Annotated in this window: 25 protein-coding genes; 11 read left to right on the top strand and 14 right to left on the bottom strand. The window is 44.3% G+C overall.

Annotated elements, in window-relative coordinates; all coding sequences use genetic code 11:
- Positions 1-40: 40 nt before the first annotated feature.
- The 7 genes from K360_RS0100325 to K360_RS0100295 are packed head-to-tail and all read right to left on the bottom strand — an operon-like array spanning position 41 to position 4044.
- Positions 41-283: a thioredoxin family protein gene (locus K360_RS0100325; protein ID WP_024821195.1), complete on the bottom strand. Its 243-nt coding sequence runs from the start codon at positions 281-283 to the stop codon at positions 41-43.
- Entirely contained in the window at positions 243-632 is a 390-nt protein-coding gene (locus K360_RS0100320; protein ID WP_245587064.1) for an ArsR/SmtB family transcription factor, read from the bottom strand. Before K360_RS0100320 ends, K360_RS0100325 begins: the two co-directional genes overlap by 41 nt.
- A 48-nt stretch (positions 633-680) precedes the next feature.
- Positions 681-1337, bottom strand: coding sequence for an energy-coupling factor ABC transporter ATP-binding protein (locus tag K360_RS0100315; protein ID WP_024821193.1), 657 nt, complete (start codon positions 1335-1337; stop codon positions 681-683).
- Positions 1334-2056 (bottom strand): cobalt ECF transporter T component CbiQ, encoded by a 723-nt coding sequence (gene cbiQ, locus K360_RS0100310; protein ID WP_024821192.1) that lies wholly within the window; start codon positions 2054-2056, stop codon positions 1334-1336. The genes K360_RS0100315 and cbiQ overlap by 4 nt, the downstream gene beginning before the upstream one ends.
- Entirely contained in the window at positions 2046-2651 is a 606-nt protein-coding gene (locus K360_RS0100305) for a hypothetical protein (protein WP_024821191.1), read from the bottom strand. The genes cbiQ and K360_RS0100305 overlap by 11 nt, the downstream gene beginning before the upstream one ends.
- Positions 2648-3250: a cobalt transporter CbiM gene (gene cbiM / locus K360_RS0100300; protein ID WP_024821190.1), complete on the bottom strand. Its 603-nt coding sequence runs from the start codon at positions 3248-3250 to the stop codon at positions 2648-2650. The genes K360_RS0100305 and cbiM overlap by 4 nt, the downstream gene beginning before the upstream one ends.
- Positions 3250-4044 (bottom strand): DUF4198 domain-containing protein, encoded by a 795-nt coding sequence (locus K360_RS0100295; RefSeq protein WP_024821189.1) that lies wholly within the window; start codon positions 4042-4044, stop codon positions 3250-3252. The genes cbiM and K360_RS0100295 overlap by 1 nt, the downstream gene beginning before the upstream one ends.
- A gap of 199 nt (positions 4045-4243) precedes the next feature.
- Here K360_RS0100295 and K360_RS0100290 point away from each other — a divergent pair, with 199 nt between their 5' ends.
- Complete coding sequence (locus K360_RS0100290; RefSeq protein WP_024821188.1) at positions 4244-5119, top strand: PhzF family phenazine biosynthesis protein; 876 nt, start codon at positions 4244-4246, stop codon at positions 5117-5119.
- A gap of 55 nt (positions 5120-5174) precedes the next feature.
- On the opposite strand, the gene K360_RS0100285 is transcribed toward K360_RS0100290, so the two are convergent.
- Together K360_RS0100285 and K360_RS0100280 are read right to left on the bottom strand one after the other, a co-directional pair.
- The gene (locus tag K360_RS0100285) at positions 5175-6734 is read right to left on the bottom strand and encodes an ABC transporter substrate-binding protein/permease (protein WP_024821187.1); all 1560 of its coding nucleotides are present in this window, start codon (positions 6732-6734) and stop codon (positions 5175-5177) included.
- Positions 6735-7520 carry an amino acid ABC transporter ATP-binding protein gene (locus tag K360_RS0100280; RefSeq protein ID WP_024821186.1) on the bottom strand — a complete coding sequence of 262 codons (786 nt, stop codon included), beginning with the start codon at positions 7518-7520 and terminating at the stop codon, positions 6735-6737.
- Between the two features lie 193 nt (positions 7521-7713).
- On the opposite strand from K360_RS0100280, the gene thrC reads away from it, so the two are divergent.
- The 3 genes from thrC to K360_RS0100265 all read left to right on the top strand — a co-directional run bounded on the left by thrC (position 7714) and on the right by K360_RS0100265 (position 11355).
- A complete protein-coding gene (thrC, locus tag K360_RS0100275; protein ID WP_024821185.1) occupies positions 7714-8919 on the top strand; it encodes a threonine synthase in 1206 nt (401 codons plus the stop codon).
- Positions 8920-8938: 19 nt separating this feature from the next.
- The gene (locus K360_RS0100270; protein WP_024821184.1) at positions 8939-10081 is read left to right on the top strand and encodes a threonine synthase; all 1143 of its coding nucleotides are present in this window, start codon (positions 8939-8941) and stop codon (positions 10079-10081) included.
- A gap of 86 nt (positions 10082-10167) precedes the next feature.
- Entirely contained in the window at positions 10168-11355 is a 1188-nt protein-coding gene (locus K360_RS0100265; protein ID WP_024821183.1) for an aminotransferase-like domain-containing protein, read from the top strand.
- A 129-nt stretch (positions 11356-11484) separates the two neighbouring features.
- On the opposite strand, the gene K360_RS0100260 is transcribed toward K360_RS0100265, so the two are convergent.
- Entirely contained in the window at positions 11485-12846 is a 1362-nt protein-coding gene (locus tag K360_RS0100260) for a 4Fe-4S binding protein (RefSeq protein WP_024821182.1), read from the bottom strand.
- A gap of 131 nt (positions 12847-12977) precedes the next feature.
- Positions 12978-13079 (bottom strand): LPXTG cell wall anchor domain-containing protein, encoded by a 102-nt coding sequence (locus tag K360_RS11265; RefSeq protein WP_156923291.1) that lies wholly within the window; start codon positions 13077-13079, stop codon positions 12978-12980.
- 251 nt (positions 13080-13330) lie between these two features.
- Between K360_RS11265 and K360_RS0100250 the strand changes: the two genes are divergently transcribed.
- The 7 genes from K360_RS0100250 to K360_RS0100220 all read left to right on the top strand — a co-directional run bounded on the left by K360_RS0100250 (position 13331) and on the right by K360_RS0100220 (position 18800).
- Positions 13331-13921, top strand: a complete 591-nt coding sequence (locus K360_RS0100250) for a nucleoside deaminase (protein WP_024821181.1) — start codon at positions 13331-13333, stop codon at positions 13919-13921.
- On the top strand, positions 13912-14598 hold the full coding sequence (sdaAB, locus tag K360_RS0100245; RefSeq protein WP_024821180.1) for an L-serine ammonia-lyase, iron-sulfur-dependent subunit beta: 687 nt from the start codon (positions 13912-13914) through the stop codon (positions 14596-14598). Before K360_RS0100250 ends, sdaAB begins: the two co-directional genes overlap by 10 nt.
- Positions 14595-15470: an L-serine ammonia-lyase, iron-sulfur-dependent, subunit alpha gene (sdaAA, locus tag K360_RS0100240; RefSeq protein WP_024821179.1), complete on the top strand. Its 876-nt coding sequence runs from the start codon at positions 14595-14597 to the stop codon at positions 15468-15470. The genes sdaAB and sdaAA overlap by 4 nt, the downstream gene beginning before the upstream one ends.
- A gap of 6 nt (positions 15471-15476) precedes the next feature.
- Complete coding sequence (locus tag K360_RS0100235; protein ID WP_024821178.1) at positions 15477-15656, top strand: hypothetical protein; 180 nt, start codon at positions 15477-15479, stop codon at positions 15654-15656.
- Between the two features lie 85 nt (positions 15657-15741).
- Complete coding sequence (locus K360_RS0100230; RefSeq protein WP_024821177.1) at positions 15742-17277, top strand: YbaK/EbsC family protein; 1536 nt, start codon at positions 15742-15744, stop codon at positions 17275-17277.
- Between the two features lie 48 nt (positions 17278-17325).
- A complete protein-coding gene (locus K360_RS0100225) occupies positions 17326-18201 on the top strand; it encodes a peptidylprolyl isomerase (protein ID WP_024821176.1) in 876 nt (291 codons plus the stop codon).
- A gap of 80 nt (positions 18202-18281) precedes the next feature.
- Entirely contained in the window at positions 18282-18800 is a 519-nt protein-coding gene (locus K360_RS0100220; RefSeq protein WP_024821175.1) for a DUF2179 domain-containing protein, read from the top strand.
- A 52-nt stretch (positions 18801-18852) separates the two neighbouring features.
- Here K360_RS0100220 and K360_RS0100215 read toward each other — a convergent pair whose 3' ends face one another.
- From K360_RS0100215 to K360_RS0100205, 3 genes are all read right to left on the bottom strand, one after another.
- Positions 18853-19638, bottom strand: a complete 786-nt coding sequence (locus tag K360_RS0100215; RefSeq protein WP_024821174.1) for an IclR family transcriptional regulator — start codon at positions 19636-19638, stop codon at positions 18853-18855.
- 71 nt (positions 19639-19709) lie between these two features.
- Positions 19710-20591: a DMT family transporter gene (locus K360_RS0100210; RefSeq protein WP_024821173.1), complete on the bottom strand. Its 882-nt coding sequence runs from the start codon at positions 20589-20591 to the stop codon at positions 19710-19712.
- Positions 20592-20667: 76 nt separating this feature from the next.
- Positions 20668-22110, bottom strand: a complete 1443-nt coding sequence (locus K360_RS0100205; protein WP_024821172.1) for a sodium:solute symporter family protein — start codon at positions 22108-22110, stop codon at positions 20668-20670.
- Positions 22111-22690 lie beyond the last annotated feature (580 nt).

The following is a 22690-nucleotide window of genomic DNA, read 5'->3' as shown; positions in this document are numbered from 1 at the left end:
CTTAAAAACCCCGATGCTAGCCATCGGGGAGTTTTTTACGTTATTTTACTGCCTTTTGCAAGAGTTCCTTGAGCGTTGCTTCTGTGGGAACTCGTCCCGCGAGTAAAACATTTCCATCTACAACAAGGCCTGGTGTCCCAATAACTCCGAAAGACATGATTTCTTTAATGTCTGTCACCTTCTCAATTTCGAAGTCGACTCCAAGTTCTGTTGCAACTTTCTCTGCCATTTCCGCAAGTTTTTTACACTTTGGACAGCCTGTTCCCAGTATTTGTATCTTCATCTTGTGTCTCCTTTCTCATGGCACAAAAACAGGGAGCATGGTGATATCCAGATATGGGATGCCCCTGCACTACGTGCTCAATACACTGAAGTAATGTGGCCAAACAATTCATCTTTAAGGAATAATAAATATGCAAACCATCTTTACGATCCTCTATAATGTCGAGATCTCGCAAGAGTGCTAGATGTTTACTAATTGTCGTCCGATCAAAGTGGAAAAGGTCTGCAATCTCACAGGCACACATTTCTTTTTTCGCTAGGATTTCTACAATTGAAAGGCGAACAGGGTGCCCTAACGCTTTAAGAACGGCAGCTTTTTCTCGTTGTAGTTTTGCCTCCAAATCTATCACTCCTCTATGTGGCAATAATACCACATAGAGGAGGATTGTTGTCAAGATTTAATTCAAGGAGAGGAGGTACCCTTTCTTCATTTCGTAGCCTTTATGAGTTACCTGCTCTAGAAAGGGGATATCATGGGAGGCTATTACGAGGGCTATAGGGAGTTTTTGTAAAACGGAGACGAGGTTTTCCCATGCCTCTTCATCAAGACCGTTAGAGGGCTCGTCGAGAAGAAGCAGTTCTGGTTTCATCGAAAGAAGCGCAGCAAGAGCTCCCAAGCGTTTTTGTCCCCCAGAAAGGGCATAAGGAGGGTACGAAGCAAGGGAAACAATATTTAAAACTTTCATAGCTTTCATGGCAGAGTCCATGGCTTCCTCTTTCTCCATTCCTAAATTGAGAGGCCCGAAGAGGATGTCATCAAGAAGGGTTGGACAAAAAAGCTGATCATCAGGATCTTGAAATAAGAGTCCTACTTTTCGCCGGAGATGGCGAATGTCTTTTTTTGTTTTAATCGGATTTCCTTCAAGGAGGATAGATCCTTCTGTAGGTTTTAAAAGTCCCATAATTAGCGAAAAAAGCGTGGTTTTTCCAGCGCCATTTCGGCCACGTATAAATATTTTTCCCTCTCGATAAAGATTAAGGTTAAGACGAGAGAAAAGAGGTTCAGAGCTAGGATAAGCAAAAGATATGTTCTGGAGAGAGAGAAAAGATGTCATAGAATGAAGCACCCCGCTAAAAGGATGTAAAGGACTCCTAAACGAAAATTGTCCCCTTCTTTGGGCGATGCTGGAGATTCAAGAAAATGAAAAGAACCATCAAATCCCCTTAATTCCATGGCGTGAGCAACCCGTTCACTCCGAAGGATACTCCGTACAAGAAGCATCCCTATTAAGTTTCCATAGGATCGGAGTGTTCCAAGGGAAAGAGATGGATGAAACATGCGAAGGGTCATGGACGTATAGATTTTTTCGGCTTCCTCTACAAAAACTCTCGCATATCGATATGTGAAATGAAGTAGCAGAACAAGCTTTTGCGGAATAGCCAGGGCTCGGAGCCCATAGAGCAACTCTCCCATACTTGTCGTACCCAAAAGAGCCATAAATGCGAAAACAGCGGCATGGGTTCTAATAGTGATAGAGAGCGCTAACTCTACACCATGAGGCCCTGAAAAAGGCAATGTTAACCAAAGGAAGATAAGAAAGCCGTCAAGGGAAAGAACGCGTTTTATGAGGGCTCGTAGTTGAATTTTAGCGAGGAAAATAAGCATGAAGCTATAGCCAAGAAGAAAAAGTTGTGCTGAAACAGATGAGAGCAAGGCTATACAAAGGGCAAAGGCCAAGACCAGCATGATCTTGGCACTTGCCGGTATTCTGGTTAAAAAACTCTCTGAAGAGTTAAAATCGTACGTTAAAGATGGCAGGTTGTTACTGTGCATGCCTTCGATGTCCTCCGATCCAAAGTAGAACCCCTACTAACCCAATAATATAACCAATCCCACCTATAATCTCTGTGAACTTTGGCTTTGAAAGTTCTTTCCGTAGTTGGAAGAGCTCCTCTCGAAGAGGGGCGGTCTCTGCTTTGACAGCTTTCTGGACGAGCTGAGAAAACTGTTCCTCAGAAATCTCCGAAGAGAAAGTAGAAATTTCTCTTTTCGTATCACTGTTTTTTTCTTCCGCTTTTTCTATGGATGTACTTGAAGAGGAGGAGGGTGTCAAGTCGATGGTTGTTTGCCCCATATGTCCCATACCCCCACTTACTGAAACTTTAATTTCAGCATATTTTCCGGTAGGAAGGGGTATTGAAAATTGTCCCCTTTCATCTGTTTCTCCTTCAACAAGAAGCTTATTAGTAGAAGTTTCTTCCACCTTTATAGGAGAGTTTTGTACGGGAGCGCCATCATTGAAATAGGCCTCTCCTACAATAGCTCCATTTTCAAAGTAGGCAAAGACATTAAGCTTATGAGCCAAGGCTTCTGTTGGCAAGAAAAATAAAGAGAAGACCAAGGCTATTACCAGAGACCGTTTTTTCATCTTTTCATTCCCTCCACTACAAATGGCATAACTCGGGCCACATACATCATAATGAAAGCGCCCACACTCGCCTCTATGGCAATGATTGGAACATGGGCTATGAGAATGAGGCGAGCCGAGGTGAAAAAAGCTTCACCACTGGCCGCTAAAGCAGTAGCTGTGAACAATGCCGCTCCCATAACTCCTACAGCTCCTGCTGTAGCGCCGGCTAGCCATGGAGACCAACCGACTCGAAGAATATATCGCCCCATCAATCCTCCAAGGACTCCTGAAAATGCCATCGTACATGTGTTGACTCCGAGAACAACAATGCCACCAAATTGGAATAAGACTGCCTGCAAAAAAAGGGCAACTACATAGGCGGGGAAAAGGCAAAAACCTAAAAGCAAACCTCCTATGCCATTCAGGACAAGATGGACACTGGTAGCTCCTAAGTTTACATGTATAAGTGATGCTACAAAAAGAGCAGCAGAGACGATTCCTGCTCGAGGAACCGTCTCCATATCCATCTTTTTAAGCCCTATGGCAATGCCTGCAATTGCACCTGCAGCTCCTGTAGCTAAAACAGGAAGAGAAAGTACACCTTCAGCTATATGCATTAGTTTCTATTCACCGTCTTTACCCATAAAACAGCTCCGAGCTCAATAGCTGCGTCCTTTGTGCCGTCTGGAGATTTCTTTGTTTCTGGCGCTTCCGCAAGAGCAGCAAAGCCCCACCAACCTGACCACGGCATAGCGTATGTGAACACTCCTTGATCATCTGTTCGAACCACTTGCGTAATGAAAGGATCGGCAGGAGCTTTTACGTCTTGGCTGTCGTTATAAAACTCTACTTCTACATCGAGATCCGCTGCTGGCTTCCCATCTACAACTACTCTCCCTTGAAAAACATTTCCTGCCCAAAGGCCATAGGGACGAGTCAGAGGTATAATTTCTGCTCGAAGGCCGACGGTTTCATCCCATCCTTCCTCCATGCCAAACGCATTGACCACAGTTTTAGTGTAGTGGATAATATATGTATCTTCAGCAGGTTCCCAATATGGAGCAGGCTCTACATAAAAAACATGGTCACCAGGTCGTTTTATCTGATATGTTGCCTTCCACGTTCTCATGTTGTCTTTAGATTTTTCGGACGTAAGGGTTGATAAAAGATCTGTCTTTTCTCCGCGTGCTAACACTCCAAACTGTGCGGGCTTTTCCATGTCCATGAGATGCTGCTCGAAAGGATGAGTGAAAAGCAGAGAAATATTGATATCTTTAACCCCATTTTGAGTTACGATATTTTGATCAGGTAGAATAACTTGGAAATGAGCCCATGACGAGGTCGCCATAAAGAAGATACTACATAAAACCGAGGCAAAAACAAAACTCCGCCACATTTTGTGATCCTTCACTTTTTGTATCCCCCTCTGAAGATTTTTAAGATTTGTGTTACGAAATATAGTTATAGTGTTACTCTACTCGTCAAGAAATGTCAAGGACATTTTTTCACGATTCCCGCTTAAAAGAGAGCTTACGACATAAAAGAATATGTTAAGGTATGTAGAAGACCATATTTAAATGTTGCTTGTCATAAGAAAGGAGGGTTGGATTATGAAAAAGCATGAATTTTACATTGTTGATGTTTTTGGGGAGAAGAAATATGCAGGCAATCCCTTAGCTGTAGTTCGCGATGCAGGAGATCTCTCTACCGAGGATATGCTGGAAATTGCCAGAGAGATGAACTACTCGGAGACAAGTTTTATCCTTCACGATAAACCTCTTAACGGCGGTTATCCAGTTCGGATATTCACACCTGCAGGGGAGGTCCCTTTCGCTGGTCACCCTACTTTGGGGACAGCTGCTGTTATTATAAGAGAGTTAGCACCTGGGAATCCAAATTCTATTGCCCTGAGCCTCAAGGCAGGACTTATTCAGGTGAGACGGGAAGAGCATCTGTTTATTATGGAGCAGAATACGCCAGAATTTGGTCCGATCTACCCTCCAGAAGATCTAGTGTCGGTGTTGGGTGTCACATCAGACGCTATAATGGAAGAGTACCCTGTACAGTGGGTTTCTACAGGGTTGCCTACGATTATTGTCCCTTTTCGGCGGCGGGATGTTTTGAGTCGTGTACGTTTGGATAGAGATGCATATGATGCTTTCATCCAAAGGACAGGGAAGGTATTAATTCTCGCTTTTTGTCCTGAACCGGTACATTCTTCAAATCATCTTCACGTTCGGGTTTTGGCTCCTTGTTTTGGTGTGGAGGAAGATCCTGCGACTGGAAGTGGGGCAGGATGTTTGGCGTCCTATTTGGTCCGTCACCGATTCCTGGAATCTAGCAGCATAGAGAATGTACGAGTAGAGCAAGGCTATGCAGTTCATCGGCCATCTCTTTTATTTATTTCCGCAAAAGATTCCGGAGGTCAGATTCGAGTATGGGTGGGGGGCAATGTGATCCCTGTCGCTAAAGGAGAACTTATTTAAAGAAAACGAAGGGCTGGGTCGGCCGACCCAGCCCTTCGTTTAGTTTTTAACGTACTTAATAAGCTCCAGGTTTTTCCCCTATGGTAGAACCTCCTCCATTTCGCTTCCCTCGCACTGCTACAGCCATTTTTTTCTCTGTCCAGCGAGCGAGGCGAACGAAAGGCAGCCCTAAAAGAAAATAGATAGCGGCTACTATAATTCCAGTCCCGAAGTAATCATAGTAAGTAGTGGCCAGCTGTCCATAGGCTTTCGTAAGGTCTACCATGGTTATGACAGACACTAACGAAGAATCTTTTAAAAGAGAAATAAAATCGTTTGTGACTGGCGGTAACGCTACTCGTACAGCCTGAGGCAAGACAACATAGCGCAATGCCTGCCAGCGAGTCATTCCTAAAGCGAGAGCGCCTTCCATTTGTTGCCTTGGTACCGCTAATAAACCAGCCCGGTAATTCTCAGCTTCATAGGCGGCGTAGTTTAAGCCTAATCCCAGAACTCCAGCAATAAATGGACTTAGCTTTATGCCGATGTTGGGAAGTCCATAAAAAATAAAGAAGAGCTGGATGAGAACTGGTGTCCCACGAATGGCTTCTATATATCCTATAGCCAGATGAGAAAAAAATGGCGGCCCAAAAATTTTAGTCATGGCCAGGAAAAGCCCGAGCAGTATGGCTAAGACCATAGCTAAAATCGACACCTTCATAGTGATAACCGCCGCTTTAGCAAGAATTGGAAGAAAGCTTATATATCTCTCGATTCTTTCTTGCAGCGAGATTTGAGGTTTCTGATGTTCAGCCCAGTGGTTGAACATAGCGGGTTCCACTCTGCTGGGCGAGAAATCTTGGAACATGTCGGCCATCATGGGGCTCCAAAGGTTCCATCGACCGTAAATTTCCCGAAGTTTCCCGCTATCTCGAAGGTAGACAATAGCTTCATTAATTTTTGAAAGTAGCTCCTTATCCTCTTTCCGAATAGCAATTCCGTATTCCATCCGCCCGATAGGAGGACCTACAAACATGATTTCAGGGTTGAATCCTGCATAGTAAACAGCAACAGGATCATCGAAGAGAGTTGCGTCTAAGCGTTCATTTTGTAAGTCGTTGAATGCGTTTATCTCGTCTTCGTACGTCCGAATGTCTTGAATGCCGGCTTCTACTAAGAGGAAGTACGCATAAGATTGCTTCAGGGTTCCCACTATTTTCCCTTTGCAGTCGTCAAGGGTTGTAATGCCTTTTGTCCCCTTACGTACCGCCAGCTGAAGGAAAGTGGAGTAGTAAGGAATAGAGAAATTAACTACATTCTTGTGTTCCGGCGTAATTTCCAGACCATCGATAGCTACATCATATAAGTGCCTCTCGAGCCCTGGAATGAGATTATCCCATCCATTTTGGACAAATTCTGTTTCCATTCCCAGATAGTCTGCAATGGCATCCATAATTTCTACTTCAAAACCGATAAGCTGATTCATATCGAAGGGGTCGTAAAACATGTAAGGAACTCCCCCCTCTGTGTCCCCACCCCATCGCAATATGGGCTTCTCTTTCGCCATAGCTGAGGACGAAGCAACAGCAAGGAAGAGAACAGAAAGCGCAAAGAATAAAGATATGAACCGTTTCATTTACGCTACATCCTCTGTAAGGTGTCGAAGGAACTCTTTTGTCCTTTTATTTTGAGGAAATTCGAAGAGTACATCGCCGTCAGCCACCTCGACGATCTCTCCTCCATCCATAAAGACAATGTAGTCTGAGGCATTTCGGGCAAAACGCATCTGATGGGTTACGATGATCTGAGTCATACCTTCCTCATCAAGATCTTTCATAACCTGCAACACTTCTCCAACCAGTTCCGGATCTAAGGCTGATGTGGGTTCGTCGTAAAGCATGACCTTGGGATTCATGGCCAAGGCGCGAGCAATGGCTGCACGCTGAGTCTGCCCGCCAGATAAGGTAGCGGGATACTTATGGATGTGTTCGGAAAGCCCTACTTTTGCAAGGAGTTGCATGGCTGTTTCACGAGCTTCGGCTTCCCCAATCTTTTTTACGACTATAGGGGCTAGCATAACATTTTCGAGAACGGTTTTATGAGGGAAAAGATTGAAGCTCTGGAAAACCATTCCTACCTCTTGTCTCATGAGATGACAGGATGTGAGAAAGCGTTTGCCCAGCTCCTTTTCATTGCCGGTGCGGCTTACCGTAACGCCAGCTATGGTAATAGTACCGGAGTCCATGTACTCGAGACAATTGAGACACCGCAAGAACGTTGATTTCCCACATCCTGACGGTCCGATAATAGAGACCAAATCCCCTTCGTAAATATCAATGGAGATGCCGTTCAAAACGTCTCCATCCTCAAAGCTCTTGTACAGATTTTCAACGTGAATCAAAGGTTTAGCCGCACGTGTCAATCTGCCTCAACCTCCTTACAATTGTTTTTTTGTGTGATTTCACTCTCCCCGATTTGGTTTTGAGTTTATTGTTATCATAAGCAGGGATAGTATGACAGAAAAAAATTTAGATGCAAGGATAAAAAGGGAAAAACAACTCTTTTTCTACGTTATAATTCCTCATAGGAAAAGAACCTGAAGGAGGGATTCTGTTTTGTCAGAAAAAGCCCTTATCTGTACTGTCTGCGAATCTCGTTACCCATTTCGTACCTCATTTTCTCGCTGTCCAAAATGTAATGAACCTCTCGAGTTGGAGGAGATAGGAACAGGTTCCATTAAAGCAGAAGCGTACTTTAATATTTTTAGAAGATACGGCGAATTTTTCCCCTTTAGGGAGCCCTATGACGAACTTGATCTTGGGGAGGGGATGACCCCTCTTGTATGGACACCTGCTCTGGCAAAGAAATATGGAATAGGCGCTGTGGCTTTTAAAAATGAAACGGCAAATCCCACATGGTCTTTTAAAGATAGGGGAACAGCTACAGCTCTTCGCCACGCTAAAATATTGGGGTTTTCTCGGATCGGCACAGTCTCAACAGGTAATATGGCTGCTTCAGTAGCTGCTTTTGGAGCGAAAACTGGGGTTGAAACTACAATATTAGTGAGTAGCGATATTCCCTCAGAAAAATTGAATCCTATCGCTATCTACCATCCTCGACTTATACGAGTTCATGGAGATTACTCCCGTCTTTATTCTGAAAGTTTGCGTCTAGGAGAGGAACTCGGGATTTATTTTATGAACTCTGATGTCCCTTTTCGCGTAGAAGGTTCTAAAACTATTGCATTTGAAATTTGTGAACAGACATCTTTTCGCGTCCCCGATTTTGTAATTGTCCCTACAAGTGCGGGAGGCAATATTCGTGGAATTGAGAAAGGGTTTCGTGAGTTTTATAAAGTAGGACTTATCGCTCGTATCCCTACCATTGTATGTGTTCAGGCGGAAGGATGTTCCCCTATAGTGAAAGCTTTTGAAAAAAAATCATTAGTAGTGGAACGATTCTCAAATCCTCACACTATCGCCCATGCCATAGAAAATCCTTTCCCCCCAAGTGGTAATCAGGTTTTGAGGGTGTTGAATAAAAATAGCGGTGTAGCTCTTGCCGTATCAGATGAAGAGATCCTTGCAGCGCAAAAAGAGCTTGCGGAAACAGGACTTTTTGTACAACCTGCCTCCGCATCATCTTTGGCTGCCTTGAAACGCCTCGTTCATGATGGTGCTCTTAAAAGTAATCATTGCGTAGTTTGTGTGCTTACTGGTAGTGGTTTGAAATATACCTCTGTTTTTCAGCACTATCATCTTGCGGTGGAAGAGTGTGATATTTCTCAATTGAAGCCCTGCCTTTCCCATTCTATTTCGTAACATATGGAGGTGGATTTTTATGTTGCGATGTTCCGTGTGTCATGAAACGTACGAAGAGATTTTGCGCCTTTGGAGATGCCCTTGCGGAGGGGCTCTCTCGTTGGAGATAGATGAAACATTTTTCCCGGGACCGGAAGAGCTAAAACGCCGTTCCCTGTCGATCTGGAGATACAAAGAAGCTCTACCTCTTAAGATAGGGACGGAACCTGTATCTTTAGGGGAAGGTCGAACCCCTCTTGTTCCTGCCCTATGGAAGGATCATAAGATTTTTTTCAAATTGGATTTTCTCTTGCCTACAGGATCTTACAAAGATCGCGGCATTGCCTACCAAATGACGAAACTCAAGGAACATGGGCTCCAGACGATCATAGAGGATTCTTCAGGGAATGCCGGGGCCTCAATGGCAGCGTACGCTGCCCGGGCGGGCATTCGTTGTCGAGTTTTTGTCCCTGCGTATACGTCGGCTGGAAAATGTGTGCAGATTGAGAGCTATGGGGCAGAACTCGTAAAAGTCCCTGGATCTCGTGAAGAAACCACACTGGTTACAGAGCAAGCATCTCAGGAATTTTACTATGCGAGCCATAATTGGAGCCCTTATTTTATCCATGGAGTTAAAACCTATGCTTTCGAGTTGTGGGAGCAGCTGGGATATGCAGTCCCCGACTATGTGATTGTCCCCGCGGGGCAGGGAAGCCTCGTATTAGGGTGTTATCTTGCTTTTCGCCATCTTCTCGCAGCGGGGAAAATATCTCGCCTTCCAAAGATCGTTGCAGTACAGGCCAGGGGGTGCGCTCCGCTCTATGAAGGATTTGTGAGAGGAGATATGGATCCTTTCCCGATTGAGAAGCGAGAAACAATAGCCGAGGGAATTAGTTCAGCTCATCCGGTACGAGGTCGTCAGGTTCTTGGAGCGGTGCGAGCTACGGAAGGAATGTGTATCGCTGTTGAGGATGGCGAGACGTGGGAAGCTTTTGATATGTTGGCGTGTAAAGGTTTTTATGTAGAGCCTACAAGTGCCGTAGTCGGAGCAGCCCTCTCCAAACTTATAGCTGATGATGTGATCTCTCGCGACCAGACTGTAGTGGCTTTTCTTTCTGGTTCGGGTCTGAAAGCCACAGATAAAATTCTTCATAGAAAAGAAGTAAAAGGAATAGAGCCTTAGTTGTATTAAATAGAGAAAGTTCTTTCCCAAAATGACGATTTCCTGTTATAATGCCCCTCAATTATTTTATGACAGGAGGGCTTTTTATGGACAAGAATGTTTTTGCTCGGCGAATGAAAAACTTTCAGGCATCGGATATAGCTGCTATTCTCAAAGTTACGGCGGACCCTGATATTATCTCTTTTGCTGGCGGCCTTCCGGCTCCGGAGCTTTTCCCTATTGAAGAAATGAAGGTCGTAACAGCTCATGTTTTAGAGAAATATGGGGCAAAAGCTCTCCAATACTCTACTACAGAGGGTTACGCTCCGTTACGTGGGAAAATAGCGAATCGCATGAACGAAAAGTACAAAACTCGTCTTACGACAGAGAATATTATGATAACCACAGGATCCCAGCAGTCCCTTGATCTTCTCGGCAAAATGCTTCTTGACGAAGGAGATGTGGTGCTCTGCGAAAGTCCTACCTATCTAGGGGCTCTCAGTGCTTTCAATGGATATAGCCCTAGATACGTAGAGATTGCTACTGATGACGAGGGTATGGTTCCTGACTCTCTCGAAGAAGCTTTAAAAAAGGAAAAACGGGTAAAGGCAATTTACGTTATTCCCGATTTTCAGAATCCTACTGGGAAAACCTGGTCTATCCAACGCCGGAAATCTTTTATAGAAATTATTTCGCGCTATTCCGTAGTGGTAATTGAAGATAATCCTTACGGTGAGCTCCGTTTTCAAGGGGAGATGCTTCCTTCTTTAAAGTCTCTTGATAAGACAGGAAATGTTGTTTTATTGGGTACATTCTCTAAAATATTTTGCCCTGGAATGCGCATCGCTTGGTTATGTGCTGAAGGGGAGCTGTATGAACGATTCGCTTATTTGAAACAGGCTGCAGATTTGCACTCTCCCACATTGAGCCAGTATGAAATTGATAGCTATATGGAAATGTACAATCTTGATGCCCATGTAGCGAAACTTATAGAGCTTTACAAGAAGCGACGAGATATTATGATGGAGGCTATTCAGGCTTCTTTCCCTTCCGATGTTTCCTATACCAAGCCTGAGGGGGGCCTATTTTCTTGGATCACCCTTCCAGAAGGTGTGAATGGGCGAGACCTTCTTATAACAGCAATTGCCAAGAAAGTTGCTTTTGTTCCCGGAGGAGCTTTCTTCCCTCGCGGCGGTCATGAAAATACCTTGCGACTTAACTATTCCAATATGCCACCAGAAAAAATTCGACGGGGGATTCATCTTTTGAGTGAAGCTATGGATCAGTATCTGTAGGGATGGAGCCGTGTCGTTGAAGTTCATAAGATGAAGAGGGGGACTTTGTTCAGCGCTCCAAAAGTTGGGCAGAAAATCCAACGTTTAGAGGCGTATTTTGCCTTCAAAAGCTCCCTCTTTTATATTAAACTAATTTCCTAGAAGTTTTTTTATGGCTTCTCGTATCACGCTTACCTCAGAATTATAGAGTACAGCTAGTTCCTTCAGCGCTTTGTCTCTTGGTGCATCAAGAGGCCAGCCTGCTTCTTCAAGAATCTTTTCAGCAGGGATATTGTAAGTCTGGGATATGGTTTGTAATGTTATAGACCCCTTGATCTCATCTGGGTTAGGAAGATTCTTTGACGGCGTTTCCCCCGTTGTTGCCGCCGGAATTCCCTTTTGTTTAAAGTAAAGCGACAGGGCTCCTCTCACTTCTTCATCGTCCACTCCTTCAATCTTTTTCAACGATACGTCTCGAGGAATGTCTGAAGGAAGGGAGGCAATGGCGATAATCTCCTCCTCAGATAAACCCACGGTTTCAGATATTTGGCTGACAGTCATCCATCCATAAACTTTATCTGCAGGGTTAGCTTGAGAAATCTCTTTAGGAGCTGGCGCAAAGGTAAGCCACGTTCCGCTGAGTCGCCCGAAAGCGTAAACTCCCCCAAATAGAGCTAACCCCATAAGGCCTATGGCAAGAGGAGAGAAAACTTTTTCTCGCCACCTAAAGAAGAGCGTTTTCTCCACAGGGCATCGGTCGGTACATCTTCCGCAAGCAAGACATTCGCCACTTTTCTCCACTTCTTTTGATTCAGGGTCGAGATTGACAGGGCATGCTATATGGCATTGATGGCAATGGACGCAGGAGGAGGGCTGGCGATTTACTTTTATAAAGCTCAGCTTTTGCCCCAAAGCAAGGACAGCCCCTAATGGGCACAAATAGCGGCACCAAAATCGTTCAATCCATAAACTTGCAACTATAACGATACCAAAAAGGATTACGAAAGCCCAAGGTTTACCTGCGATTTCCCCCCAACCAGCGCTTAAATGCATCCATGCGACCCAGGGATCATAATCTCTCCATACCAAAGTTCCGAGCTTCCATGTAAGAAATATAATCAGAAAGAGAATTCCATATTTTAAATATCGTGCAGGACGATCTATATAGTTGGGGAGTTCCCGAGGAGCTATGCCAAGTTTCCTTGCTCCTTTTGCTGAAAGTTCCCCTAAAGTACCTAGAGGGCAAATCCAGCTGCAAAAAACTCGGCCTACTACTACAGTCATAAGAAAAACACCAATGAAGAGAACAAAGGAACTTGGAGCGATGCGTCTCAGCCACGTCCCAGTAGCTATATAGCTGTAGAGGCTTTCAAATCCCCCAAAGGGACAAAGGGCATCTACTGGTGGAACCCCTTGGGGGCCACCTCCCACTCTTTGATGTTGAAAACCGACCCAAGAGAGAAATACGAGGAATAGTAACTGTATAGCGAGGCGTATCTTTTGTGACTTCATTTCATCTCCTCCCCCTTTTTATTTTTTATTATCTTCTCGGGGAAAGGATTTTGCTATCAGCAAAAATGCGTACTCTAGAGGGGTATTAGAGTGGGCGCAAAACTCTTTTACGCCCACTGCAGTGAGGAGTTTTAGTCATTTGTTCCTTCATTGCTTCGCTTCTTCTTCATAAAAAGGACGCCTCCGACAATAAGAAGCCCGAGAGCAAGCCACACAACTGTTAGGGCATTCATACAACTCACCTCCTCGTGTAGTGCCGGGGTTAGGTTTAGTTGAGACAGTTACGAAGGTCCTTTTAAAGCGACGCGCACGAGGCGTCATGATCAAGAAACAAAATCGGCTGAAAATGCCAACTATTCTTATCAATTTGAAAATAGCACAAATAACAACTATATTCAACTATTAATTTTTTTAATTTTCATTATTGAAGAGTATGCAGGAGAAGGAAACTTCAGGATATAATACTTTCAAAGGAGGGGTGTTTATGGACCAGGAAGTGATATTTTGGAGGATGTTGGATGTTATTGAAGATCATATTCTTCCCCAAACTCGAGTTGCCGTTCTTGGCGGCCATAACATTTTTGGGGCAGCAATATTGTTTCGGTCTGACCTTTCTCTAATAACGGCAGGAACTAATCATGAAGGGTGGAATCCTCTTTGGCACGGGGAGGTTTATACTATAAAGAAGTTCTTTGAACTTGATCCTCACCCAGATCCCAAAGAATGTCTATTGCTCTCTACTCATGAGCCATGTTCCATGTGTCTTTCTGCCGTAGCGTGGTCTGGGTTCCCAGAAATCTACTTCCTTTTCAACTACGAAGAGACGCGGGACGCTTTTCACACCCCGAATGATATACAAATCTTAAGGGATGTTTTTTACTGTTCCTCGCCGAGTCGCGATAATCAATTTTTTAAAAATATACCCCTTACAGATTTAATCTCTCATTTGGAAGAACCGGAGCTTGGGGAGGCCCGTATTGAAAAACTTAAGAGGACCTATGAGGAGCTGTCGGCAATTTACCAAAAGGGAGAGAAGGATAATTTTAACGTAGAGGAGGAGAAGCTATGTCCTTAACAGAGATTATTGGGCCGGTAATGATTGGACCGTCTTCAAGTCACACCGCTGGAGCCGCTCGCCTTGGTCGTTTGGCGTTAGCGTGCTGGGGAGAAGATCCACTGGAGAGCGTGGAGATATTTTTACGAGGTAGTTTCGCTTATACGAGTTACGGTCATGGAACAGATCGGGCTCTTGTGGCGGGTCTATTAGGTATGGCTCCCGATGATATTCGTCTTCGAAATGCTCTTTCTATTGCGAAAGAACTGCAATTTAATTATCGTTTCGATGTGGAAGAAGTAGACGGAGCTCATCCCAACTCTGCCCGTTTTGTTTTTACAGGAAAAGACAATCGGACTCTCGAAGTTATTGGCGCTTCTATTGGAGGAGGGGCTGTAGAACTGCAGGAGATTGATGGTTTTAAGGTGAGCGTTTCTGGGGAACTCCCTTCTCTTATCACTATCCATCGCGATACCCATGGGGTTGTAGCGGCTATAACGAAGCTTTTTGCTGAAATGGAGATTAACATTGCTACTTTAAGTCTGTATCGTAAGTCAAAGGGGGGCATGGCGTCTCTTGTTATTGAGCTTGATCTGCCTTCGCCTCCTGACGACAGTGTAAAGCAGGCCATGGAACGTGCCCATCCATCTATTATCCGAGTATTACCCCTTTATGCTCAAGGAGGAACTTCGAGATGAGATCGTTAGGAGATTTGGTAGCTTTAAGTAATAATTCAGGGTGTTCCTTTGTTGAAAGTGTGTATCAGACAGAGGAGCAAGAGACAGGGCGTTCTGTGGAGATGATTCGAAAAGATATGGAAAGCCGTTTTGATGACATGGCTCTTTCTGTTCAAGAAGCTCTTTCTGGAAACTGGAGTGGCAAGATTATCAAGCCAGAGGCGGAGAAAATAGGAACCTACATTGCATCTCAAAATTCGGAGGCTTTTACGAGTCCCTATGTTCTAAGAGCTTCTCAGATAGCTATAGCTGTGGCTACTTATAATGCAGCCATGGGACGTATTGTGGCAGCGCCTACAGCAGGAAGTTGCGGTATATTGCCTGGCCTTCTCTTTTCGTATCGAGATCATTTTGCTTCCGAAAAAAGTGAACTTGTAGATGCTTTGATTGTAGCCGGTGCTGTGGGTGCTGTTGTAGCTTCAAGAGCGACTCTCGCTGGAGCTGAAGGCGGTTGTCAGGCTGAATGTGGTGCTGCGGCAGCTATGGGCGCAGCCGCTCTTGTAGCCCTTCGTAAGGGAGCGCCTGATACTATTGCCCATAGTGTGTCTCTTACCTTTAAATCAGTGCTTGGCCTCGTATGTGACCCAATAGGCGGGCTAGTGGAATCTCCTTGCATCAAGAGGAATGGTTTACTTGTTTCTGTAGCCGCGTTGGCTGCTGACATGGCCCTTGCCGGCATCAAATCTATTCTTCCGGCAGATGAAGTAATTGATGCTATGGGGCAAGTAGGGAGGGCAATGCCCGAAACACTGCGAGAAACAGCTCGGGGGGGGCTGGCTGTTACCCCTACAGCCCGACGTTTGGCTTCAGAGGTTCTCCACGGAAGGTGGTAGAATATCATGACCTTTTTCGCTACGGTTCTTGCTCCTATTATTATTGTATTGTGTGGTCTTGTTCTTGCTTTTGCAGGAATTCGGCGGATGCAAAAAGGTCAAATGGGACGTGCTGTTCTTGATATTGTGTGGGCTTTTATGCTTTTCCTTATGGCGTATATACAGTATAGAGCTACTCGACCATAGCTAGAGGTTGACAGTATCAGTATTTGTGCTTGTTGACGCATGGTACTTGACTATAGCTTCGATAAAATAGGGGAGGACACCTTTAATGCGAATGACATCTCTACTTGCTCCAACTATGAAACACCCCCCAGAAGGGTGGAAAGATCCTGGCGCCGTGAGATTAATGCGAGGGGGATACGCTCTCAGCTGGGGGAATGGGGAGTGGAATCTGCTTCCTCTCGGCGCTATTATGCGAGACAATATATGTTGGTTTTTCCTGGAACGTTTCCTTGGGGATAACGTGCAGCAGCTTGATTCTCTTTTAGCAACCCCTCATGGCCTTGAAAACTTGCTTCGAAGGAGCGTACAAAGTTATCGGGATCTTCCGTTACGAACAGTGGAGAGTTGCGGAGGATCGCTTTTATTGGGGGGTATTGAAGAAGAAGGAATGTCTCTGAAAGATATTTCCCACTCTATTTTCAGTTCTATTAAGGAATGCTTGTCCTCCTTGAACCTCGACTGTGAAGAGGTGCAGGATCTGTGTGAGAGAGGAGCGAGATCCCGCCTCGTTTTTCTTGAAGAATCTCATCATGCTTTTGCTCAGGAAGGTGTAATATGCCCTCGTTGCGGGTGGCATGGTACGACAACTTCAGAGAGTGGACGGGATCAAGGTTTCCAGGGGGCTGATTCCCCTGTAATGAAGGAAGTTTATACCCCTGATACATGTTCCATTGAGGCTCTTTGTGCATTTCTTAATATCCCGTCGGCCCAAACGATCAAAACCATGTTCTATATGGTGGAGAAAGGGAATGAGTGGCAGATGGTCGCAGTTCTTCTTCGAGGAGACCTCTATATAAGTGACGTGAAACTAGCAGTCTCTTTAGGAGCCACTTCAGTAAGAATTGCTACAGAAGAAGAGTTGGTGAGGGCTATAGGACAGAAGCCTGGCTTCCTTGGTCCGGTTGGACTTCCTCCTTCTATATGCCTGGTGGCTGATAGAAGTGTAGTTGGGTGTCGTGATGTAGTAATTGGAGCTAATCGGCCTGATTATCACCTCACAGGAATAGTGTGGGGACGAGATTTTTCAAGTGAACGGGTGGCAGATATTGTAACGTTGGAAGCGGGCATGGATTGCCCTGCCTGTGGAGAAAAACTTCAAAAAAGCTGGTGGAGCGATGTCGCAGACCTTTGGCTAGATCAAGTACCTGACGAGCCATTTTTCTATCAAGATAAAGAGGGGACATCTCGAAAATGCCGTCTCTGGAGAGGTCGCCTCTCTCTTGACGTTATAATGACCACATTATCCAGAAAAAATACTTTCTCTGCAGGAATAGCGCCTTTCGATGTTGAAATTATTGTTCCTGCCATGAAAGATCTTGAGGCGGCACACCTTGCTACAGATCTTTATTGTGAGACAGTTCAGGCTGGTATGGCTGTTTTGTTTGATGACCGTGACGAACGTGCAGGAGCAAAATTTGCCGATGCCGATCTTTTCGGGATACCAGCGAGGGTGGTAGTAGGGCGTAAAGCGGCCGAGGGCATTGTAGAGGTTCATTTTGAGGAAGATACGAGAGAAATGCAGGCAGAGGACGTGCCCCTTTTTCTTGCATCTCTATTCGATGACGACGAAGCAGAGCTGTGATACACTGGTCTCGTTTGTTATCGTGCGATGGTATGGAGGGGATTTTAAATGTTTAGAGGTTCAAAGATATTGTGTGTATCGGGCCTGATTGCTGTTTTGGCCTGGGGCGGGGTGGCTTTTGCTACAGAGGCAGCTCCGAAAGCTGATAATGGACAGACAGTTCTTGCCCGTATCGGAACAGTAGAGATTAAGCAGCAGAATGTGGATGAAGTGATCAACGCTCTCGATCCACAACAGAAGGTGTACTATGATAACGAGCAGGGAAGAAAAGCAGTTCTCGATGAACTGATTAATCTTGAGGTTTTTGCTCGTTATGCAGAGGATAAGGACTTTGATGAAGACCCAGTGTTTGTAGAGAGATTAACTCGAGTAAAGAAAGAGCTTATGCGGCAGCTGGCAGTGGAGAAACTGCTGGAGAGAGTGACAATAGATGAAAAAGAAACTAAATTATATTACATGGATCATTTGAAAGAGTTTGAAGTTCCAGCTCAAATTCGGGCAAGTCACATTCTTTTGAAGGAAGAAGACGAGGCTAAAAAAGTTCTTCAAGAAATCAAGTCTGGTGCTATAACTTTTGAAGAGGCTGCCAAGAAGTACTCTACGTGCCCATCGAAAGAGCAGAATGGTGATCTTGGCTATTTCCAGACCAACCAGGTAGTACCTGAATTTGGGGAAGCTGCGTCTAAACTTAAAAAAAGCGAGATCAGTTCACCAGTTCAGAGCCAATTTGGTTGGCATATCATTAGACTTGAAGATACAAAACCAGGGAAAATTCGTTCTTTTGAAGAAGTGAAATCTCAGGTCGAGAGCAACCTCCTTCGTGATAAACGTGCTCAGGTTTATTCTGAAGAAACAGAGAAACTTCGCAAAGAGTATGGAGTGGTTTTGGTAGAAAAAGAGCCGGCTTCTGATAAAAAACAGTAAATATATTTCAGGGCGGACAGCTCTATTCTGTCCGCCTCTTTTTGCCATAACAATACGCATGAACAGGAGAATGATTTTATATGGACTGGCTGGGACTCCTCCTTATATTTAGTGCACGTATTGCAGATGTTAGTTTGGGGACCGTCAGGATTCTCTTTCTCGTCAGAGGAAGGCGCCGTCTGGCAGCATGTATAGGTTTCCTGGAAGTAATGATCTATATGTCAGTGTTAGGTTACATCCTCGGTGGAGGAGGAACATTAACCTTCCCTCAACTTATTGCATACGCAGCAGGATATGGCTCGGGAAATTTTATAGGATCTCTATTGGAGGAAAAACTCCTTAATGCTTTTGTGACTCTTGATATTATCTTGGAGAGAAATCAGGAGACCATGACACTTATAGATCGAATCAGAGCGGAAGGTTTTGGCGCTACAGTTCTGATTGGTCATGGAAAAGATGGGTTACGCCTGGTAGCGAAAGTAATTTGTCATCGTTCCGATATCGCACCTATTTCAAAAATTATCGGTGACCAGGGATTTGTCTGTATTTCAGATGTTAAAGGGTGCTGGGGTGGCTATTTCAAAGTTAAAGGGAAATAAAAAGCAAATATTAGACGAGGCGTTGTTTGCCCCGTCTCTTCAAAAGAACTCCCTAAAAGGCTTCATACCCAAGACTTATAGAAAATCGTTGGGCTACATCGATAAGCATATCTCGTATAGATGCTATCTCTTCGTCGCTTTTCGAATAAAGAAATTTAGGCAAGGCAACGCTTAATGCGGCGACTACTGTTTTTGCGTGCCCCCACACTGGGGCAGCTATGCAGAAAAGGCCATCTACATACTCCTCATCATCCACAGCGTAACCTTGCTCTCGAATCTGAGCAAGATGTTGACACAGCTTGTCTATGTTGGTAATTGTCCTGTTCGTGTATCGAATGAGTGATTCATCTTTGAAGAATTCCCTGACAGCAGCTTCAGGCATATAGGCTAATAGAACTTTCCCCAGTCCTGTACAATAGGCTGGCATCCTTTTCCCCACAGAGAGATCAACCTTAATAGTGGCAGGGCTTTCAATTTTATCGATATAGATAACATATTTCCCATCCATAACGGCTAAATTTACGGCCTCGTTAGATTTTGCAGAGAGCTCTCGCATGAAGGGCATAGCCTGTTTCCTAAAGCCTAAAGATTGTACAACGTTATTGCCAATCTCAAAAAATTTGAAGCTGTTGGAATACTTATGATTTGCAGGATTTTGGTTAATATATCCTAATCCTCGCAGTGTAGAAAGAATGCGATGTACCGTACTTCGCTCCAGGTCGAGTTTTTCTCCAATTTCAGAAACTCCGAGCTCCCCATGTTTATCGAGAGTTTCAATAATGGCCATAGCCCTCTGAATTGACTGTACATATCCAGAACCTTTTTTGCTATTTTTCAAGCGACGCTCTCCCCTTTTGTATAATGCATCAACGTACATGTGAAAGATTGTATCATGATCTTATTTACGAGTTACTTTTGTTCTCTTGATAAAAGTAAAAGACCTAACAATATGAGAATTATGCCAAATCCTGAGTGCAAAGAAAGCCGCTCTCCTAATAATAAAATTCCAAGGAGACATGCTGTAAGAGGTTCGCTCAAGGAAAGAGTATATACTTTTGCTACGGGCACCAGAGTTAACCCAAGAGCAAAAAGTATATAGGGCAAAGCTGTGGCTATGGAGCCGAGATGAATAGCAACGAGAAGTCCTTGTATCTCCATGAGCCATGAAATATTATGAAACATCAATATGGGTGAAAGAATCAGTGCTCCGCAACAAAGAGTCATGGCTACTGTTTCCATAGCTCCGTGATAGCGTTGAATCTCCTTAATACCTATGCCGCAGAGGGCAAAGGCAAAGGAAGCGACGAGAGCCAATAAAACTCCAAAAGAGTTTGCTTTAACCCCTCCGTTTTTCCAAGATAGAAGTATACATCCGATGATAGCGAGAAAAGTTGAAAGGTACCAATATGGGCTGGGTCTTTCTTTGAAAAAAATCATGCCAAGAAGGCCGGCAAAAGCTGGAGAACCACCAACCGCCACCATTGTGCCCACAGCGACTCCAGTTATTCTGATAGCGGCAAAAAAGAAAGCCTGAAACCCCGCCATTCCAAGGGCTGCATAAAAGAGGCTGTGTAATGGCCATTTCCCTCTGAACCCCTGAAAACCTCGTGTGGCAAGAATATAAAGTAATAAAAAAATACCACCAAAAGAGATGCGAATCGCTCCAATAGAGAGAGGGGAAGCTTGTGAGGGCGCAAAAGTCTGAACTGTTCCCGATGTCCCCCAGAAAAGCCCGGCGAGAAGAACCAGCAGACTCCCTTGCTTTTCTGTAGATAGTAAATTATACCTCATAGATTAAATCCCCTCCGAAAAAACAATAAGAGGGTCTCATGGCTAGAGTGGTTCGACACGAGATCCTCTCCTTCTTTTAAATTTCAATAGGACTATCGTCCAATGGGGGTTCCGTAGATGGGAAGACAAAGAGGCTCATAAACATGAGTACGAAAGAGAAAAGAATCCCCGTGGACGTGGCATTTAGAATCCAGATGCCTTTGCCGCTATTTCCGAACTGCAAAAAGAGGGTAAGAAGAACCCCGCCAGCGGCGGAGAGGACGGCTCCTTTTTGAGATGCCTTATCGCAAAAAAGCCCTAAGAGTAACGGTGCCGCAAGAGAAACACTCATAAGTGAGTAAAAAATTTGTAAAGCTGTGAGTATATTGGGAATCACAATTGCAAGAGCGACACCTACGACTCCACATATTAGTGTAACTCTTCTGCTGAATTTTAAAAGGTCTTGCTCCGAGAGATCGGGGTGGAAAAAAGTCTGGTAAATATCTTTGGAAATAGACGTGGTTAGCATATAAAGTACTGCGTCAGCAGTACTTACTTCTGCGGCAAAGATAGCGGCTAATGCCAGAGTCGATATAGCAAATGGCATCATTTCTTTCATAGCAGTAGGCAAAGCTAATTCTCTGTTGGTAAGATCGGGAAATGCGGCGAAAGCACACATGCCGATCAACACTGGTAAGAAAGCAAAAATGAGCTGTACTACGCCGTTTAATGCTGTTCCTATCCGAATTGCCTGTTCGTTTTTAGCCCCGTATACCTTTCCGATAAGACCTGGAGAAATACAGAAAGAAGGAATAAGCATAAAAAGATATCCAATGATTGTCGTTGCACCAATTCCTTTCCAGGAAAAGAACTGTGCCGCAGCTTCCGACCCTAGTTTGGATGTAATAGCTGTCGTCAGGCCATTACATCCTCCGACATACGAAAGGGCGTAGGGAGCAGCTAATGAGAAACCGAGAAGAATAACTATAAGCTCTACAATATTGACGATAGCGGCAGAAAGAAGCCCCCCGGCGGCAAAATAGAGAGTTGTAACGCATGCACCAATAAGGATACCCCATATTTTGTCAATAGCAGCTACCACATTGAGGATCCACGCTATTCCAATGAGCTGCCCTGAAAACAAGGCGAGAGTTCCGATAGCCATCATTCCTGATATAAGTCCGCGAAAAAATTTGCTGTAGCGGAGATCGAGATAGTCTCCCAATGTATAAAGATTGTAGCGACAGGAAATACGCCAGATCTTAGGCCCTACTATATAGGCAAGAATCATAGACCCTATACCGGCGCTGCCAATCCACCACCAGCTGGAAACGCCAAATTTGTATCCTATACCAGCTACTCCCACTGTTGATCCAGCTCCCAAGTTTGCTGCAATGAGGGTCGTGAAGAGCAATCCCATAGATAATTGTCTCCCTGCAACAAAAAAACCGCCAGCGCCTTTAACTCGTTTGCCGATACACCATCCGATTGCAATGAGCAATAAAGCATAAAGGACAATTGCTACTAAGTATCCATTCATGCCGTACCCTCCTCTTTTTTGTATGTGGTCTACGTGCATCTCAAGAGGTATCACGCAAAAGACCGTATTGTTTCAGAGAAGCCTTCAAAGGCGATGAAAGATGCCTTATCAATAGCAGTAGAAGTTATTAAGGTTACTTGTTTCTTGCAAACTTGTCTAGAAGTATGAAGTCCCTTTTTGAGAGTGGATATTATTTCATAATATGGAATAGAATATTTTTATATGGAACATGTGTCTATGATTATATGTATGTATATATGCCTGTCAATAACGATTTATTTCCCATTCAGACTCAAAAAAATGTAAAATCTTGTAACTACACGTGAAAAATGATTCTAGCAATTACCACGATAATATAGATTGACAGAAATATATGTGCAAATATAATAGAGAGGTATTCCACCTAGAAGTAAGCGGTTTTGCATTATGGAATTCAAGAGAATCTTCGGCCCTAATCGTACCATGATTGCCATGAACGACTGAGGAGAAGAAATGTGAGAATAAATAATGTAAGCCACACTCTTTTATTATGTTCATATTTTACGTTTGCTCCTTTAAAAGTTCAGGGGGCAGCGTGCCC

The sequence above is a fragment of the Aminobacterium mobile DSM 12262 genome (assembly GCF_000526395.1).
Lineage (GTDB): Bacteria > Synergistota > Synergistia > Synergistales > Aminobacteriaceae > Aminobacterium > Aminobacterium mobile.
The sequence above is the reverse complement of the archived record's forward strand: the minus strand, read 5'-3'. Positions and strand labels throughout refer to the sequence as shown.

Coding starts and splice junctions, on each gene's coding strand:
- K360_RS0100265 (WP_024821183.1), top strand. CDS start 10,168: ATGGACAAGAATGTTTTTGCTCGGCGAATGAAAAACTTTCAGGCATCG.
- K360_RS0100260 (WP_024821182.1), bottom strand. CDS start 12,846: ATGAAGTCACAAAAGATACGCCTCGCTATACAGTTACTATTCCTCGTA.
- sdaAA (WP_024821179.1), top strand. CDS start 14,595: ATGAGATCGTTAGGAGATTTGGTAGCTTTAAGTAATAATTCAGGGTGT.
- K360_RS0100235 (WP_024821178.1), top strand. CDS start 15,477: ATGACCTTTTTCGCTACGGTTCTTGCTCCTATTATTATTGTATTGTGT.
- K360_RS0100315 (WP_024821193.1), bottom strand. CDS start 1,337: ATGACATCTTTTCTCTCTCTCCAGAACATATCTTTTGCTTATCCTAGC.
- K360_RS0100285 (WP_024821187.1), bottom strand. CDS start 6,734: ATGAAACGGTTCATATCTTTATTCTTTGCGCTTTCTGTTCTCTTCCTT.
- K360_RS0100220 (WP_024821175.1), top strand. CDS start 18,282: ATGGACTGGCTGGGACTCCTCCTTATATTTAGTGCACGTATTGCAGAT.
- K360_RS0100250 (WP_024821181.1), top strand. CDS start 13,331: ATGGACCAGGAAGTGATATTTTGGAGGATGTTGGATGTTATTGAAGAT.
- K360_RS11265 (WP_156923291.1), bottom strand. CDS start 13,079: ATGAATGCCCTAACAGTTGTGTGGCTTGCTCTCGGGCTTCTTATTGTC.
- K360_RS0100205 (WP_024821172.1), bottom strand. CDS start 22,110: ATGAATGGATACTTAGTAGCAATTGTCCTTTATGCTTTATTGCTCATT.
- K360_RS0100225 (WP_024821176.1), top strand. CDS start 17,326: ATGTTTAGAGGTTCAAAGATATTGTGTGTATCGGGCCTGATTGCTGTT.
- sdaAB (WP_024821180.1), top strand. CDS start 13,912: ATGTCCTTAACAGAGATTATTGGGCCGGTAATGATTGGACCGTCTTCA.
- K360_RS0100325 (WP_024821195.1), bottom strand. CDS start 283: ATGAAGATACAAATACTGGGAACAGGCTGTCCAAAGTGTAAAAAACTT.
- K360_RS0100270 (WP_024821184.1), top strand. CDS start 8,939: ATGTTGCGATGTTCCGTGTGTCATGAAACGTACGAAGAGATTTTGCGC.
- K360_RS0100305 (WP_024821191.1), bottom strand. CDS start 2,651: ATGAAAAAACGGTCTCTGGTAATAGCCTTGGTCTTCTCTTTATTTTTC.
- cbiM (WP_024821190.1), bottom strand. CDS start 3,250: ATGCATATAGCTGAAGGTGTACTTTCTCTTCCTGTTTTAGCTACAGGA.
- K360_RS0100210 (WP_024821173.1), bottom strand. CDS start 20,591: ATGAGGTATAATTTACTATCTACAGAAAAGCAAGGGAGTCTGCTGGTT.
- K360_RS0100290 (WP_024821188.1), top strand. CDS start 4,244: ATGAAAAAGCATGAATTTTACATTGTTGATGTTTTTGGGGAGAAGAAA.
- cbiQ (WP_024821192.1), bottom strand. CDS start 2,056: ATGCACAGTAACAACCTGCCATCTTTAACGTACGATTTTAACTCTTCA.
- K360_RS0100230 (WP_024821177.1), top strand. CDS start 15,742: ATGCGAATGACATCTCTACTTGCTCCAACTATGAAACACCCCCCAGAA.